Source organism: Undibacterium sp. Ji42W (assembly GCF_049340405.1).
Classification (GTDB): domain Bacteria; phylum Pseudomonadota; class Gammaproteobacteria; order Burkholderiales; family Burkholderiaceae_D; genus Undibacterium.
Map to the genome: position 1 here is coordinate 158,669 of NZ_JBMPOV010000001.1, position 16,418 is coordinate 175,086.

Annotated in this window: 18 protein-coding genes; 7 read left to right on the forward strand and 11 right to left on the reverse strand. The window is 47.6% G+C overall.

The genetic code is table 11. The features are described 5' to 3' along the window. Positions 1 to 60: 60 nt before the first annotated feature. From flhC to ACO0LG_RS00720, 5 genes are all read right to left on the reverse strand, one after another. On the reverse strand, positions 61 to 615 hold the full coding sequence (gene flhC, locus ACO0LG_RS00700; protein WP_422951070.1) for a flagellar transcriptional regulator FlhC: 555 nt from the start codon (positions 613 to 615) through the stop codon (positions 61 to 63). Between the two features lie 38 nt (positions 616 to 653). Further along, positions 654 to 971: a flagellar transcriptional regulator FlhD gene (gene flhD / locus ACO0LG_RS00705; protein ID WP_110254236.1), complete on the reverse strand. Its 318-nt coding sequence runs from the start codon at positions 969 to 971 to the stop codon at positions 654 to 656. A 536-nt stretch (positions 972 to 1,507) separates the two neighbouring features. Continuing rightward, the gene (gene dnaQ, locus ACO0LG_RS00710) at positions 1,508 to 2,215 is read right to left on the reverse strand and encodes a DNA polymerase III subunit epsilon (protein WP_423022356.1); all 708 of its coding nucleotides are present in this window, start codon (positions 2,213 to 2,215) and stop codon (positions 1,508 to 1,510) included. Between the two features lie 33 nt (positions 2,216 to 2,248). Beyond that, the gene (tilS, locus tag ACO0LG_RS00715) at positions 2,249 to 3,640 is read right to left on the reverse strand and encodes a tRNA lysidine(34) synthetase TilS (protein WP_423022358.1); all 1,392 of its coding nucleotides are present in this window, start codon (positions 3,638 to 3,640) and stop codon (positions 2,249 to 2,251) included. Beyond that, positions 3,637 to 4,611: an acetyl-CoA carboxylase carboxyltransferase subunit alpha gene (locus ACO0LG_RS00720; RefSeq protein WP_423022360.1), complete on the reverse strand. Its 975-nt coding sequence runs from the start codon at positions 4,609 to 4,611 to the stop codon at positions 3,637 to 3,639. Before ACO0LG_RS00720 ends, tilS begins: the two co-directional genes overlap by 4 nt. Positions 4,612 to 5,097: 486 nt before the next feature. Between ACO0LG_RS00720 and ACO0LG_RS00725 the strand changes: the two genes are divergently transcribed. From ACO0LG_RS00725 to ACO0LG_RS00745, 5 genes are read left to right on the forward strand one after another with little or no spacing between them, the layout of a single operon-like run. Continuing rightward, a complete protein-coding gene (locus ACO0LG_RS00725; protein ID WP_423022362.1) occupies positions 5,098 to 6,117 on the forward strand; it encodes a L,D-transpeptidase Cds6 family protein in 1,020 nt (339 codons plus the stop codon). Continuing rightward, the gene (locus tag ACO0LG_RS00730) at positions 6,117 to 7,385 is read left to right on the forward strand and encodes a L,D-transpeptidase family protein (RefSeq protein ID WP_423022364.1); all 1,269 of its coding nucleotides are present in this window, start codon (positions 6,117 to 6,119) and stop codon (positions 7,383 to 7,385) included. Before ACO0LG_RS00725 ends, ACO0LG_RS00730 begins: the two co-directional genes overlap by 1 nt. 45 nt (positions 7,386 to 7,430) lie before the next feature. Next, complete coding sequence (locus ACO0LG_RS00735) at positions 7,431 to 8,093, forward strand: peptidylprolyl isomerase (protein ID WP_423022366.1); 663 nt, start codon at positions 7,431 to 7,433, stop codon at positions 8,091 to 8,093. A 35-nt stretch (positions 8,094 to 8,128) separates the two neighbouring features. Then, on the forward strand, positions 8,129 to 8,617 hold the full coding sequence (locus ACO0LG_RS00740) for a peptidylprolyl isomerase (RefSeq protein WP_423022368.1): 489 nt from the start codon (positions 8,129 to 8,131) through the stop codon (positions 8,615 to 8,617). Positions 8,618 to 8,644: 27 nt separating this feature from the next. Then, positions 8,645 to 9,430, forward strand: coding sequence for a UDP-2,3-diacylglucosamine diphosphatase (locus tag ACO0LG_RS00745; protein ID WP_423022370.1), 786 nt, complete (start codon positions 8,645 to 8,647; stop codon positions 9,428 to 9,430). Positions 9,431 to 9,442: 12 nt separating this feature from the next. On the opposite strand, the gene ACO0LG_RS00750 is transcribed toward ACO0LG_RS00745, so the two are convergent. After that, positions 9,443 to 10,135 (reverse strand): ABC transporter ATP-binding protein, encoded by a 693-nt coding sequence (locus tag ACO0LG_RS00750; RefSeq protein ID WP_162041622.1) that lies wholly within the window; start codon positions 10,133 to 10,135, stop codon positions 9,443 to 9,445. A gap of 67 nt (positions 10,136 to 10,202) precedes the next feature. Here ACO0LG_RS00750 and ACO0LG_RS00755 point away from each other — a divergent pair, with 67 nt between their 5' ends. Then, positions 10,203 to 10,808, forward strand: a complete 606-nt coding sequence (locus ACO0LG_RS00755; protein ID WP_423023258.1) for an arylesterase — start codon at positions 10,203 to 10,205, stop codon at positions 10,806 to 10,808. Between the two features lies 1 nt (position 10,809). Beyond that, positions 10,810 to 11,895, forward strand: coding sequence for a tRNA 2-selenouridine(34) synthase MnmH (mnmH, locus tag ACO0LG_RS00760; protein ID WP_423022372.1), 1,086 nt, complete (start codon positions 10,810 to 10,812; stop codon positions 11,893 to 11,895). A gap of 15 nt (positions 11,896 to 11,910) precedes the next feature. Here the strand turns inward: mnmH and ccoS are convergent, their stop codons facing one another. The 5 genes from ccoS to ACO0LG_RS00785 all read right to left on the reverse strand — a co-directional run bounded on the left by ccoS (position 11,911) and on the right by ACO0LG_RS00785 (position 16,411). Next, the gene (ccoS, locus tag ACO0LG_RS00765; protein ID WP_423022374.1) at positions 11,911 to 12,054 is read right to left on the reverse strand and encodes a cbb3-type cytochrome oxidase assembly protein CcoS; all 144 of its coding nucleotides are present in this window, start codon (positions 12,052 to 12,054) and stop codon (positions 11,911 to 11,913) included. Between the two features lie 23 nt (positions 12,055 to 12,077). Continuing rightward, positions 12,078 to 14,324 carry a heavy metal translocating P-type ATPase gene (locus tag ACO0LG_RS00770; RefSeq protein ID WP_423022376.1) on the reverse strand — a complete coding sequence of 749 codons (2,247 nt, stop codon included), beginning with the start codon at positions 14,322 to 14,324 and terminating at the stop codon, positions 12,078 to 12,080. Between the two features lie 4 nt (positions 14,325 to 14,328). After that, positions 14,329 to 14,571, reverse strand: coding sequence for a heavy metal translocating P-type ATPase metal-binding domain-containing protein (locus ACO0LG_RS00775; protein ID WP_423022378.1), 243 nt, complete (start codon positions 14,569 to 14,571; stop codon positions 14,329 to 14,331). 476 nt (positions 14,572 to 15,047) lie between these two features. Beyond that, positions 15,048 to 16,046 (reverse strand): S49 family peptidase, encoded by a 999-nt coding sequence (locus ACO0LG_RS00780; protein WP_423023260.1) that lies wholly within the window; start codon positions 16,044 to 16,046, stop codon positions 15,048 to 15,050. Then, positions 16,046 to 16,411, reverse strand: coding sequence for a Rieske (2Fe-2S) protein (locus ACO0LG_RS00785; protein WP_423022380.1), 366 nt, complete (start codon positions 16,409 to 16,411; stop codon positions 16,046 to 16,048). Before ACO0LG_RS00785 ends, ACO0LG_RS00780 begins: the two co-directional genes overlap by 1 nt. Between the last annotated feature and the right edge of the window lie 7 nt (positions 16,412 to 16,418).

The window sequence follows — 16,418 nt, forward strand, 5'->3', positions numbered from 1 at the left end:
TTGCCTTTACAGGTTTTTGATGATACTACCTCCAAGGCTCCTCCTGAATTTTATGCCACCTTATGCCACCATTTCCAGCGCGGCCTCCGCATCTTTTGCTTTTTTTGTTTTACCTGCCCGTGACGGGACGTGGCATAAACCACAAGCATAATCATCATGCAAATCCAGGCTATGCGCAACAAAATGCCCACTGCATTTGCAACATTTTGCAAAACTGAGCATTTTGCCTTCAAAGAAGCGCACCAACGTCCAGGCGCGCGTCAGAGACAGAACAGGTTCCTCACCTGCAGGAACAGGCACTTGCTCCAGATACAGGCGATACGCCTTGATGACTGCATCAATGCCATCCACACCAGCATGCTCACGCAAATATTTATGGATATTCATGAATAGGGAAGAATGTATATTTGGCTGCCATGTGATAAACCAGTCGGCAGAAAAAGGCAGCATGCCTTTTGGAGGAGATACACCCTTCAACTCCTTGTATATCTTCAGCAGACGCTCACGCGACAAGGAAGTCTCGGATTCCAGCAATTGCAATCTGGCACCCAGATTGACCAATTCAATTGCCAGTTGAATTTCGTGAGCCTCGTTTACTACGCTTTTGCTTGCCATGATATTTCTCCGTCCGCTTTGATTCAATGCCCGACAAATTAATGGATTTCTTCAACCGGCTGACCGGCCATCAAAATCGCAGCATGGGAATGCGCAAGCGCACGCTCCTTGTTGTAATTTGTCAACATACACAAAATCGAGCTATCCTCGAAACGGAAGCGCGCCAACATCATATTGGAGCCAGCCAGCTTCAAGATCTGGGCATTATTTAACCCCTCTATCAGGTCCGCAATTTCTTTGCCTATACCCAAACGGAAAATAGCGGTCGCTTTATCAGCGCGAATCATTTGTTGTGCCAACATCAAATAACTCAAATTGGCATCCCGAATCTCGGCCATCATATCGTTCTGCGTCATTTTCCCACCCTCCAGTTTTGTTATCAGCGGCATGTTTGCGTTGCCAGTGAGATACATTGTGCAGGCTGGTCAAAAGCGGCTGTATAAGCACGATTCCGTATTTAAACCAAGAATAAAACGAAGGCATGCCGTAGGAAAATATCCTACAGGCACATTTAGACATCTACAAAATGAAATTTCGTAGAAAACAGATTTTTATTTTTTCGGACCAGCAAAATAAGCCAATTCAAAAAACATCAATGAAAACAGAGACTTGCGTAAAATTTTATCTTTTTCCAAATCGTCTTATATCTATTAACGGCAGCACTTTAGAAAACTTTAGAGAATATTTAAAAATATTTTCGAATTATTTTCATACCCATCTAACGGCAACAAATTGTGAAATCTTTAGGGTTGGGCTCAAAAAAAATCAAAAAAAAATCACCTGTTTGCAACAGGTGATCCTTTTCGATGCTTTTATGTGGCTTTTTAAGCTACTACTTTTCACATTTATTACATTTAAATCAACACAAAACAAAACTGCCTCGGTATCTTTCCTACGCAGTCGTATGCCAGATGCACTTATCTTTGATTTGCTTATCCAAACCCGTCAGTAATGTCTCATGCTCACCCATTTCCTCTTCCGTCGCCATTAGGACCGCGATCTCTCCAACGGGCGCATCAAAGGCCACGACTTCTTGCACTTTTGGGGTGTCATCTTCTTCGATATCAATTTCAAAGCTGTTCTGTCCGCGTGACATTGCCAGGAAAACATCTGCCAGCAATTCAGCATCCAGCAAAGCGCCATGCAATTTGCGGTGGGAGTTGGAAATTTCATAACGGGTACAAAGGGCATCCAGCGAATTACGCTTCCCTGGATGCAATTCTTTTGCCTGCACCAGGGTATCAATGACATTTGGGCAATATTCGGTCAATACCGGCAAGTTCAGACGTGCGAGTTCAGCATTCAAAAAGCCCACGTCAAAAGGTGCGTTATGAATAATGATTTCTGCATCTTTGATATATTCGCAAAACTCTTCCGCTACCTGGGCAAACTTGGGCTTGTCACTTAAAAACTCGGTAGTCAGTCCGTGGACTGCCAACGCACCCTCTTCAGAGTCACGCTCTGGATTGATATAACGATGAAAATTATTACCAGTCAGCTTGCGGTTAATTAATTCTACGCAACCAATTTCGATAATGCGGTCGCCATTGCGCGCATTCAAACCCGTGGTTTCGGTATCAAGGACCAATTGCCTACGCATGTTCACTATTCCTATAAAGCAACAACACTTAATTTAATCAAAAACCCAGCGGAGGGAGATGCCGGCAGCCGGCTCACTGTGGCAAAACCGGCTCTGCATACCGACTCCGGCGGCAAATAATAAATCCCGGCCAACAGAGATATAGGGCAGGCGCTCTCTTTGCCAGAAAGGTATCTGCAAGGACTGGTAATGGCTCTTCATGTCACGGGTAGGCCGGTTTTCTGCTAGCTTGAGGCGTTCCCCTCCCCTGCGCAAATGCATGGTCAGCACCTGCAGCCTTAACCAGGAAGCATTCAACCCATGCTCAGCCGGATCAAAATACAGACGGCCAGCAAACTCTGGAAAATGAATATGATCCTGCCCTTTCCAAACAAACTCCCGCAACTGGTCTTGTTCTGCCATTGCGGCATTTTGCGCAGACAAATAGACGATGTTTTTATAGCGATGTATGGCGACAGTATCGTGGTGCACCGTAATACGTGCATCTTCCCGCCCCTCAAATAGCTGGCTTTGCATTTCCTTCAGGCGCGAAGTCGTAGGCATGCGTACGCCCGCCCTTGAAAACCAGTGACGAAACAAATTATCCCTGCGGGCAGGACTTAATTCACGCATGGCGGCAATACCCAGCCCTGTATCAATTGAGCAACTGGCAAAATCCTGCTGGGCGACTTCCAGCATCAAATCTTGTGCGGCCTGGAAATGCGTAGCCGAACGGGCTATACGTTCCGGGTAACCCGGTGACAGGGTGTCAAGTATCGGCATTACACTATGACGTATGGCATTGCGCAGATAGCGCTGATCAGTATTTGACTCATCTTCAATATAACTCAGGCCTCGCTGACTTGCATAGGCTTCCAGCGTTGCCCGCTTTTCAGACAACAATGGCCGCCCCAGCATGATCTGGTCATGGCCAAACAGATTAGGTGCACGATGACAAACATCCATGCCTGACATACCGGCCACTCCACTACCACGCAGCAATTGCAATAACAGGGTTTCTGCCTGGTCATCCTGATGATGGGCTGCCAGGATCAAGGGAATGCCAGTAAGTTTCGCCATTCGCCCCAAAGCTTCATAGCGCCCCTTACGGGCAGACGCCTCGACACCATCACCGCTGTCACGGGACACCTGGATACGTTCTGCATGAAAACTGACTTCGCCTGAAACACACACGGCCTGGCAATGATCAAGCCAGGCATCCGCATTAGGACTCAAACCGTGATGTACGTGAAATGCATGCAGTGAGATTTGGGAGCGGCGGCAATAATTGGTTGCCAGGTCAAGCAAGACGGTTGAATCCAGACCGCCGCTATAGCCTACTGCGAGGCCATTTTGCAATTGTCCTGGAAAGGATTTTGCAATAATGGCATCGAGTTTTTTTGAGAATGTTTGCTCAAGACTGGAGCAATGTTGATCTGGCCTCATTCAGCAAGTTTCGTTTCCTTAAATTTGCCGTAGCTCATTAATTTTTCGTGGCGCGCAGCCAGCAAATCCTTGGTTTTGACGCCCTGGAATTGACGCAGGGTATCTGCCAAAGCACGTTTTACCAGAGCGCACATCTGTTTCGGGTCTCTGTGGGCACCGCCCAGAGGTTCATTGATGATCTTGTCGATCAGACCCATGGCTTTGAGCCTGTGGGCTGTCAAACCAAGCGCTTCAGCTGCATCGGAGGCACGGTCAGATGTTTTCCACAGGATGGAAGCGCAACCTTCGGGGGAAATGACGGAATAAGTCGCATATTGCAACATCAATACGGCATCGCCAACCGCCAGCGCCAACGCACCACCAGAACCACCCTCACCAATAATAGTGGTGATCAGTGGCACTTTGAGTTCAGCCATGACATAGAGATTATGGCCAATGGCTTCTGACTGGCCGCGCTCTTCAGCATCTATACCAGGCCAGGCACCAGTAGTATCCACAAAGGTGAATACTGGAATATCAAATTTTTCAGCCAGCTTCATCAGGCGCATGGCCTTGCGATACCCCTCTGGCTTAGGCATACCAAAATTACGCATGGCACGTTCTTTGGTATCGCGGCCTTTTTGATGGCCAATGACCATGCAGGCCTGACCATTGAATCGTGCCAGACCGCCTACGATGGATTGATCGTCAGAGAAGCTACGGTCGCCATGCAGCTCATGGAAGTCAGTAAACATCTGGTTGACGTAGTCCATGGTGTATGGACGCTGGGGATGGCGGGAAATCTGCGACACCTGCCATGGAGTCAACTTGGCGTAAATATCCTTCGTCAACATCTGGCTTTTCTTCGACAGCCTATCTATTTCTTCAGAGATATCGACTGCGGAATCATCCTGAACAAAACGCAGTTCTTCTATTTTTGTTTCCAGCTCCGCAATTGATTGTTCAAAATTTAAAAATGTCGTTTTAGTCATCGTGCCTCCTTAACATCACACGAGTTGATAAAAAAATCCAATTTCATTCTGGCGCGGGCGCAATGTTTAATTGAATAAAGTGTCGCTTTGCCAAGCGTACAAAAGAATCATTTAGATGATTTTTGTAAAATTCATAAGCTGCATATTGGACATATTGTCCTGACGGAGCAGATTAGATATCAAAACTGGTCTCGCTGTCCAGTGTTCAGCACTTTTTGTCCGGGTCAAGGCTGCCAACATCTCCCTCAAGAATCTGCGATCACAACCAAATCCACAGGCAATATTTGCCCACCCTGTAGCAGAACACCATAGAATTTGTTGCAACTGGAAAATAAAGGGTGTCAAAGTGCAGCTTACTTGTCAAAGTAATTGTCAAACACCCATAGTCAGCAACTTATTTGATAAGATGGCGCTTTGCTTAATAGTCAGTATACCATTGCAGCTTACATGTTCTGCCAAACTCCTATAAATCCAAGACCGAACACCATGCGCCACATTTTAAAGAATGTTCTTACTTTATCCAGCCTGTCATTGCTGTTGATGTCCACTCACGTCAGGGCAGATGATGCTGCCGACGTTGGCAAATTGCTCAGATCTGGTCAGGTAAGCGAAGCCTTGCAAAAAGTCGAGGCTGCCCTGGCGCAACGCCCCAAGGACGCGCAGATGCGTTTTCTGAAGGGATTGATACTGACAGAACAGAACAAATCCGCTGAAGCCATCACCGTTTTTTCGAAGCTGACTGACGATTACCCGGAATTGCCCGAGCCTTACAACAATCTAGCCGTCCTGTATGCCTCGTCTGGCCAATATGACAAGGCTCGTGCGGCCCTGGAAATGGCTATAAGGACCAATCCGACTTATGGCACTGCCCACGAAAACCTCGGTGATGTGTATGCAAAACTGGCGAGTCAGGCCTATGACAAGGCCTTGCAACTTGATTCCAGCAATAATACTGCCAAGCTAAAGCTGACCCTGGTCAAAAATCTGGTGGGCAATACTACCGGCGGCACTAATCCTAAAACTGCCATGACATCCCAAGCTGCCTCCAGCACACCCGCACCGGCCAAGGCCAGTACTGCCACAGTCACAGCCAAGCCTGAGGCAGAAACAGCTAAACCCGAACCGAAATCCAAACCGGCACCTGCAGCCACTGCTTCTGGCGACAAGTCAGAAGATGATGTGCTTAGAGCGGTAGAGAACTGGGCCAAGGCCTGGAGCAGCAAAGACACCAGCGCTTATCTGGGGCATTACGCAAAAGACTTTCAGACACCTAAAGGCGAGTCCTACAAAGCCTGGGCTGACGAACGCCGCAACAGGATAGAAGGCAAAGGCCGCATCAATGTCAAAATTGAATCTGCCAAAATTGATGTCGATGGCAATACTGCCACAGTCAAATTCCGCCAGATATATACATCTGACCAGTTGACTGCCAATAGCCGCAAAACCTTGCACATGGTAAAGCAAGATGGCAAATGGCAGATCAAACAGGAGCGTGCGGGTAGCTAATGTTTTTCGCTGTCAATTCTGATGCTCCGGTCACATACAAAACCGGAAAATCACGCATTTTTGCTGTTCTTGCACTGACATGCCTGGCGTACATGGTTGCGCCGTTGCAAGTCATGGCCAAGTCACGCCCCAATAAAGTTGCTCCGACTGAGATCAATCCAAATGCCCCTGATCCGGATGCCCTGTTAATCGAGGTTTACAAAAACCTGGCGGCAAATAATTTGCAACAAGCGCAAACCAAGATTGATGCACTGGTAGAAGCCTACCCGCACTTCCAGTTGGCGCATCTGATACAAGGCGACCTGCTGCTGATGCACACCCGCCCGGTACGCAGTTTTGGTGTCGGCGCCCTGACCCAGCCAGATAAACTGAAAGACCTGAGGGATGAGGCAGCAGCGCGCTTACGCTCTTACCGCGAACGTCCCGCCCCTGATCTGATCCCCAAGGCCATTCTGCAACTGCGGGATGACCAGAAACAGGCTATTGTCGTTGATGCAAAAAAGTCACGTTTGTATGTGTATGAAAATGCGGCAGGGCAGCCACACCTGATCAATGATTTCTACATCAGCCAGGGCAAGTTTGGCATCAACAAACTCAAGGAAGGTGATCAAAAAACGCCTATAGGCGTGTATTACATCACCAGCCGCCTGGCTGGCACCAAACTGCCAAGTTTTTATGGTCCCGGAGCCCTGCCTTTGAATTATCCAAATGAATGGGATAAATTCAATGGACGTAATGGTTCAGGCATCTGGTTGCATGGCATGCCGCCAGAGAGTTTCAGCCGTCCTCCTCTGGCATCAGATGGCTGCGTGGTATTGACGAACCCGGATTTTTTAAAAATATCGTCCATGATCGATATTGGTAAAACGCCAGTCATCATCAGCGAGCAAGTGGAATTTGTCAGCCGCAATAAATGGATACTGGACAGAAACTTTGCCGAAAAACTGCTGGATGACTGGCGCCTGGACATGCAAAGTCAGAATGCCAACCGCATTCTGACAAATTATTCACGCAACTTTAAAACCACCCAGGGCGACAATCTGAATACCTGGTTCCCCAAACAGCAGCAAAGCTGGGATAACTGGCATAATCCTGCTATTAAATTAAAAGATGTGACCCATTTCCGCTACCCCGGCAAAGACGAGCTGATAGTCAGCACCTTTACCCAGGAAACCAGCAATGGGAAAAACAAAACGGCGATTCGTAAGCGCCAATACTGGCTGAAAGAAGCCGCCAGATGGCGCATAATTTACGAAACCACCGTCTGAACCTTTGTTTACCCTTAATTCATCAACCAATAACGTATGCTGAATATGAAAATTTCAAAATCCGGACTACACAGCGTATTGCTGGGCACCTGCCTGATGATGGCAAGCGCTTTCAGTTTTGCCGAGGGGCAACCTAAAGTTTCCCTCAAGACCAATATGGGTGAAATCGTCATTGAGCTCTACCCGGAAGCAGCCCCAAAAACTGTGGATAATTTCCTCAAGTATGTCAAAAGTGGACATTACAAAGGAACGATTTTTCATCGTGTCATTGATAATTTCATGATACAGGGTGGCGGCTTCGACAAGGACATGAAAGAAAAACCGACGAATAAACCTGTACCGCTGGAAGCACGCGAAGCGCTGGAACATGGTTTGAAAAATGATCTGGGTGTAGTTGCCATGGCCCGTACGCAAGACCCTAACTCTGCCAGCGCGCAGTTTTTCATCAATGTCAAAGATAATGACTTCCTGAATCACCAAGTCTTGCCTGAAGGTGATCCGGTCGAGTTCCAGTACCGTGGCAATACCGTCACGGAAAGGCGCGCCCGCGCACTGGCGATGACTGCTGGCTATACCCCCTTTGGTAAAGTCATCAAGGGCATGGAAGTCGTAGAAAAAATTAAAGTGGTAGAAACTGGTGAAGCTAAAATGATGCAAAATGTACCAAACAAACCAGTTATCATCCAATCCGCTACCTTGTTAAAATAAACAAATCATTAAACTTTTTAAAATGAAGGACTATCATGGCCGTTATTCTGACCACCAACTTCGGTGACATCAAGATTGAACTGAACGAAGAAAAAGCTCCAAAAACTGTTGCCAATTTCCTGGCCTATGTTGAATCTGGCCACTACAACGGCACGATTTTCCATCGTGTGATTGATGGCTTCATGATACAAGGCGGCGGTTTTGAGCCGGGCATGAACCAGAAATCCACCAATGCACCTATCGAAAATGAAGCCAAGAATGGCTTGAAAAACGAGCGTTATGCTTTGGCCATGGCCCGTACTGGTGACCCGCATTCTGCCTCAGCCCAGTTCTTCATCAATACAGCAAGCAATAGTTTTCTGGACTACCCAGGCCAGGACGGCTGGGGTTACTGCGTATTTGGCAAAGTCGTAGAAGGCATGGACATCGTCGATAAAATCAAAGGCGTGAAAACTACCCGTACTGGCATGTTCCAGGACGTACCGGTAGAAAACGTCCTGATCGAAAAAACGCAAATCGTTTAATCGCACACGCTCTCAATACCCTACTTCATGATCGCAGACCACAACGCGAATCAGACAAAAGCGCAACCTGAACTGGTTGCGCTTTTTGTTTCTGACACACACTTAAATCCTGCCCTGCCCCATACCACAGTGGCATTCCTGACATTTCTTGAAAAACAGGCTATGCAGGCCAAGGCCCTGTATTTGCTCGGCGACTTGTTTGAATACTGGGTAGGCGACGACAATATCGAAGATACCTACAATTCATCCATAGTCCATGCCCTGCGCAAAGTCCATGATGAGGGGGTACAACTGTACTGGATAGCAGGTAACCGTGACTTTTTGATAGGTCGCGATTTTTCTACAGCGACTGGCGCAGTATTATTGGAAGACCCCACAGTAATTGATTTGGCTGGAAAAAAAATAGTGATTGCTCATGGCGATGCACAGTGTACAGATGATCACGCTTACATGAAATTCCGTACGCAAGTCAGGCAAATGGAATGGCAAAAGACTTTTCTGGCCATGCCGCTTGATCAGCGCAAAAAAATCATTGAAGGCTTGCGCACCGAAAGCAAGATGGAACAAAAACAGAAATCTGTCGCCATCATGGATGTCAATGCAGATGCCATCGCTGCACTGTTCCTGCAAACGAGTGCCAGCACCATGATACATGGCCACACCCACAGACCAGCCGTACATATGAGCGGTGAAAAAACCAGATATGTATTGCCGGACTGGGATTGCGAAGACCAGGATAAGCGGGGAGGCTGGCTGGCGGCTTATAGCAATGGCAGTATCAAGACTTACGACTGGGACGGAAACCTGAAGTAATTCCTTACGCCATCAGGCATTTAAAGTGTCCGAGCGCAAATGACCAGCACTGATAGTCAGCACCCTGCCGCATCTCGCTGCAATCGACAAATCATGGGTGACCAGCACCAGGGTAGAGCCGCGTTCACGGTTCAAAGTAAACATCAGGTTGATAATCGCTTCACCTGTGGCAGCGTCCAGGCTGCCAGTGGGTTCATCAGCAAACAGCAAAGGTGGCTCGGTCACAAAAGCGCGCGCCAGTGCTACCCTTTGCTGTTCGCCACCTGATAAAAACTTGGGGTAATGCCTGAGTCTGGAACCCAGCCCGACATGCTCCAGCATTTTTTCTGCCTTGGCGCGCGCCTGCTTGTCACCGCGCAATTCCAATGGCAGCATGACATTTTCCAGGGCATTCAGATGCATCAATAATTGAAAGGACTGGAATACAAAACCCAGATTTTCCTTGCGGAATTGTGCCCTTCCATCCTCTGTCAAATCAAAAATATCCACCCCATCAAGCAAGACCTTGCCTTCCGTTGGGGTATCCAGACCAGCAAGTATGCCCAGCAAAGTTGACTTGCCTGAACCAGAGGCACCAACAATTGCAAGCGTCTGCCCGGCTTGCGCGGTAAAATCTATGCCATTCAGGATACTGAGCTCGCCCGTGGCATCCGCTACGCGCTTGCTCAGGTGCTTTACTTCTATTGCTGCTTTGTTTGATTCCATAAGGTCTTTGCGTATGCTTTTTACTCAATTGTCAGGTCACGTCAGCAGGTTGTCAAAACAAGCCCTGATGTTTGTGATGTTTTCTATATTCACTTTCACTACTTTACCTGCTCATTCTGCATCAAAAACCATCCTTGTGCTCGGCGATAGTTTATCAGCCGAATATGGCCTGATGCGCGGTAAAGGCTGGGTAGCTTTGCTGGAGCAGCGCTTGCAGCAAAAAAATATACCTGCAACTGTGATCAATGCGAGCATCAGTGGCGACACCACCAGTGGTGGCAAAGCCCGATTAACCAGCCTGCTGGAAAGGCATCATCCTGAGGTAGTCATCATAGAGTTAGGTGGCAATGACGCTTTGCGAGGTTTATCACTTAAAGCCTCAGAAGATAATTTCAAGGCAATGATAGACATGGTCAAGGCACAGCACAGCAAAGTCTTATTAGTCGGCATGAGAATTCCACCCAATTACGGGCCCGATTATTCTGAACGTTTCTTTTCGCTCTACGAAAAACTGGCCAAGGCTAACAAGATTGCATTGGTCCCCTTTCTGCTGGAAGGGATAGCCGAAAAAGAAAACCTGTTTCAGGTAGACCGCATTCATCCGATCGCAGAAGCGCACCCAAACATACTCAATAATGTCTGGCCACACTTGCAGCCTTTGCTGAGTAAATAAGATGATGAAATACCCTGAACTGCTGGATTTTCCAGAAGTATTCAAGCGGCGTGCAGAATTTGACACCATCATTGATGTGCGCAGCCCTGCCGAATTTGCCGAAGACCACATTACCAGCGCCATCAATTGCCCAGTGCTGGACAACGAAGAACGTATTATCGTTGGCACCATGTACAAGCAAGTAGGTTCATTTGAAGCCAAACGTCTGGGTGCAGCATTGGTTGCAAAGAATATAGGACGACATATAGAGAACTTCTTTCAGGATAAACCCCGTGACTGGAAGCCTTTGATTTATTGCTGGCGCGGCGGCAACCGCAGTGGCGCCATGGCCCATATCCTTGCCAGGATAGGATGGCCAGTCGCGCAATTGAATGGTGGCTACAAGGCATACAGGCAATTTGTCAATCAGAACCTGAGTGACGGATTGCAACAACTCCAGTGGCGGGTCTTATGCGGCCCCACGGGCAGTGGCAAGAGCCGGTGTTTGCAAACATTGGCAGGTCTCGGTGCACAAGTGCTGGACCTGGAACAAATAGCCGCCCATCGTGGCTCAGTGTTAGGTGATATTCCCGAGCATGCGCAACCCTCGCAAAAAAAATTCGAGAGCCGTATTTTTGAACAGCTGCAGCTATTTGATGAACAGAAATTGATTTACGTAGAAGCAGAAAGTAAAAAAATTGGCAATCTCCGGGTACCAGAAAATCTGATGCAAGCCATGCGCGCCTCAGGCTGTATTCAAGTTCACTTACCCTTAGAAAAAAGAGTGGAGCTCTTGGTGGAAGAATATGCTCACTTCATGCACGATACAGAAAGCCTGAATAAACAATTGCATTTTCTGACCGCACTACACGGCAAAGAGAAAATTTCTGGCTGGAAGCAAATGGCGCAAGCTGGTGAACTCACACAGTTAGTCAAAGAACTGCTAGAACAGCATTATGACCCAGCCTATGGGAAATCAATTGCGAGGAATTTTGTGGAATACGCCAAAGCCAGACAAATTGAACAAAATGATATTGGCGAATCGGATTTCTATCATTCTGCGCGTCAAATCTTGCGTTTTGCAATTCAAAATCCCATTGACGCTTGAACACATTTTAAAAACTCAGCCATCCACATCGTCGACAATTCTTTGCCCCTGGTCTTCCAGGCTATCAAACTGTTTATGATTGACTGCCCACCAGAATACCGCACCAATGGCAAACACAAGCACCAGGCTCAGCGGTATCAGCAAATAAAGTATATCCATAAATTTTTACGCCGATCTTTATATCAATCTTGCGTCATGTAAATTGGGTTGGGCAACAAATACAGGCGCAACGCATTCATTACAACAATCAGCGAGCTCAGCGACATACCCAATGCTGCATGCCAGGGCTCAAGCCAGCCACACATGGCAGCGGGTATCGCCACTACATTATAAAGTACAGCCCAGGCGAGATTTTCGCGTATCAGCGTATAGGCCGTATTGGCTACTTTCATGCCAAAGCTTAGATCCAGCAAGCGATTCGACATCAATAATATGTCACTACGGGATTGTGAAATTGGTGCCCCTTGCCCCATCGCTACTGATACGTCTGCCAGTGCCAGCACAGGCCCATCATTCATGCCATCACCAACCATGACTACTACGGCACCATTGGTCTGCAGTTTTTGCACTATCTGATATTTACCTGCCGGGCTCAGTCCAGAATAGACCTCCCGAATATCGCATTGCGCAGCAATTTTATTGACCACGTCTAAGCGGTCACCAGATAAAAGCAAGATTTTCTTGCCCTTGCCTTTTAAATTCCTGATCGCTTCAATTGCATCGTCACGCAGTATGTCATCGAGTGCGAACCATAAGAGATTGCCATATTCATTCGCCAGCACAGTCAATGTTTGTCCTGCAAAACCAACGGGGATAGATATTTCCTGAGCATGCAATTCACGGGCAAATCCCACACTACCCAGGCGATAAATTTGCCCTTCAAATTCAGCTTCGATGCCACCTCCCAGCACCTCTCTTACTTTATGAAAACCCGGCATACCTTGATTCAATTTTTTTTGCGCCAGATAATCGCCAATTGCTTTGGATACCGGGTGCGTAGATTGACAGGCCAGCGCCATGGCAATTGCTGCAGTGACGCACACGTCATCAGTCGACAGCATTTCCCTGACCTGCAATTTCCCCATGGTCAGCGTGCCGGTTTTATCAAAGACAATATGCGTGGCCGATGCCATAGCTTGTATGGCTTTTGATTTTGCCAGCAACACGCCATTTTTAGCCAGGATACCAGTGGCCGCCGACATGACGCCAGGCGTTGCCAGAGACAAAGCACATGGACAAGTCACCACGATGATGCTGATGGCGATCCACAAGGCGCGGTCAGTATCTATTTGCCACCAGACTATGCCGCTAAAAAACGCCAGAAAAAGTATGACGATCAAAAAACGGCTGGCATGTTTATCTGCCAGCAAGACCAGCGGTGGCTTTTCCAACGAAGCTGATTCCATCATGCCGATCAAGGCTGACAATTGGGTGGCACCACCTACCAGCTTTGCCTGCATCACCAATGCACCTTGAATATTCACCGATCCGGCCAGAACATTGCTGCCTGCTGTTTTGCTGACTGGCAAAGACTCCCCCGTCATCAAGGCCTCATCACAACTGCTATCGCCGGCGATAACCACACCATCGGCAGGAATATGCTCACCGGCAGCAACCATCAGATAATCACCTGTTCGCAAGACAGCGACGTCAACAGTCTCAAGTAAGAGTTGCGGATAATTGATATAGCGTTGCGCCATTGCTGGCGACAATTGCGTCAATACTCTCAATGCTGCGGTCGTGCGCTTTTGCACTTTGGATTCAATCAAACGTGCACCCAGCAAGAGAAAAACAAACATGATGGCCGAATCAAAATATACGGCACCACCATGAAAAGTCGCCCAGACGCTGGCAAAGAAGGTCAGCAATATGCCAAGAGAAACTGGCACATCCATGCCTATGTGGCGATTTTTCAAATCACGCCATGCAGAAGAAAAGAAGGGGGATGCAGAGAAAAGGATGACGGGAACCGTGATAATCATGCTAGCCAGCTTCAGCAGCTTATCGACATCTGGCGTCAAATCGCCATCAATTTGCGGCACAGGAACAAGGTAGGCAGGAAAGGCATACATCATCACCTGCATCATGGCGAAACCAGCGACGAAAAGACGCCACAGGGCACTCTTGTTCTCTTTTTGCTCTTGCTCATCTGGCGATTGACTGGCCGGCAAGGCACCATAACCAAGATCGGTGACAGCAGTCAGGATACGCTTAAGCGTCAGCAATTCGGCATTCCAGGAAATATCGGCGCGATGACTTGCAGGAGTGATCTTGAAGGAAGTGACACCTGGCAATTGTCTGATGCGGAATTCGATTAATTGCACACAAGCAGCACACCGCATGCCTGAGAGATTCAATTTTTCGCTGACTAAATGTGGCTGCTGGCTTATTTCATCAACGTTTAGCAGGACCTCGTTTGAATTGCGCATGACCTTACCCGGCAACCGTCTGGCCGGCTTTATTCTCCATATACGCAGCCACCAAATTGTTTTTCTCTACGGCATGTAAAACCGCGAGGCAACCATGACAACATACTGGCTGCGTGCGACTATCGAAGTGAGCCATCAACGCCTTGCTTTTGCGCATTCTTTCACCGCAATGAAAACAGTTTGTCTTTTCACTTGTTTTAAAAGCGAAAAGCGTCGTTTCTAAAAGCGATGAAAATGCAAAAGCCATGTTTGCCAGATACGTAGATAAGTCAACAAAATAGATTGCTCTGATATTACAGAAGAAAAAAAGACAAGACTTGATTCACATCAAGTTTAAGAGAGGGATGCGGGCATAAAAAAACGGTAGCGTTGCACTACCGTTTCTTTTATTTCATGGATGCTAATTCGCTACTATTACGTTACTACCGTTGCTACTGCTGCTAACTCAGCGAGGAATCCAAGAAACCTCAGGTCCGTGAACTATAAACGGATGGGTACTTCACAAATTGTAGACTATCCACTTCATAATAACCGGCACACAAGACATTACCGGAGCTCAAATTCAATCCGCCTAGGATACAAAAATTTATTTTGTATATCGACCTCCTTCTTTTGAACCAGTTACGCCCCTAATATATGCCAACTCGAGAACGAGTGGAAGAAAAAAATAACTATGCAAGCAGCCAACAGGATTAAGAAAATCAACCAAACTAAATAGCAAATTTAGCGCAAGCTGGGAGTATTTCCCTTTAATAATGTAGTTGCTGCACTGGCACCAATAGAAGCGCCAAATTTCTTCAGGACACGTTCAGGCAGACCTTCTTTTTGGGTGTAATCAACGATATTTTCGACCTTGATAATATCGCGTGCGACGGAATCAACAGAACCAAAATCGTCAGCAAGACCCATTTGCACAGCCTTGCTACCTATCCAGAACAGGCCAGAAAACATTTCTGGCGTTTCTTTCAAGCGCGGGCCACGGCCAGCACGGACTGTATCAATGAATTGCTGGTGAATTTCATTGAGCATGGTTTGGGAAAATGCTTTTTGCTTTTCTGTTTGCGGTGAAAATGGGTCCATGAAACCCTTGTTTTCACCTGCCGTCATGAGACGGCGTTCTACGCCCAGTTTATCCATGAGGCCAGTAAAGCCAAAGCCGTCCATGAGTACACCAATAGAACCGACGACACTGGCTTTATTGACGAAAATTTTATCGGCTGCAACAGCAATGTAATAGCCACCAGATGCGCAAATTTCATCTACCACGACATACAATTTTTTCTCCGGGTATTCTTTGCGCAGCCTGCCCATTTCATCATTGATCATGCCAGCCTGCACAGGACTACCACCCGGACTATTGATGCGAATAACGACTGCAACTGAGCCGGGATCAGCAAAAGCGCGATTCAACGCGGGGATTACTGTATGCGCACTGCCCGAACCTTCAGACTCTATGGTGCCGTCAATTTCTATGAGGGCCGTGTGATGACCAAGGTTTTCCATTTCACCCGTTGCATAATCGCTGAAATAGTAAAACGCGAAAATAACTACCGACAGAAATGCGAACCTGAAAAAGATACTCCAGCGTCGGCGCAGTCGCTGCTCACGCAGGGAGTCCGTCGCCAGCTTTTCCAAAAGCTGACGCTCCCAGCCTGTTTCTTTTTTTTCGCTTTCGCCCATTGGCAAATTCGATAATTGCTCATCCATAATTTTTCCAGAAATCAGGCAATGACAGCTTGTATATAATCATCGGGATGCCAGTAAATCTGCCCTTCTTCTTCACTGACATTAATTTTTCGCAGACGTCCACCTCGACAAGGGCCGCCAGTACAATAGCCGGTATCTGGCTGGTAAATCGCGCCATGGGTTGCGCACATGATGTACAGACCGCTGGATTCCAGAAATTCGCCAGGATTCCAGTCAAGCTCCACCGGCACATGGGCACAGCGGTTCAAGTAACCATGCACTACGCCGTCATAACGAATGACGAAGCCGACAGCATCATCACTGCCAGCGGTGACAGGAAAGCGCACCCCCTTGCCACCTTCTATCAATTCATCTGAATTGCATACGGAAATTGACTTCATCCCTACC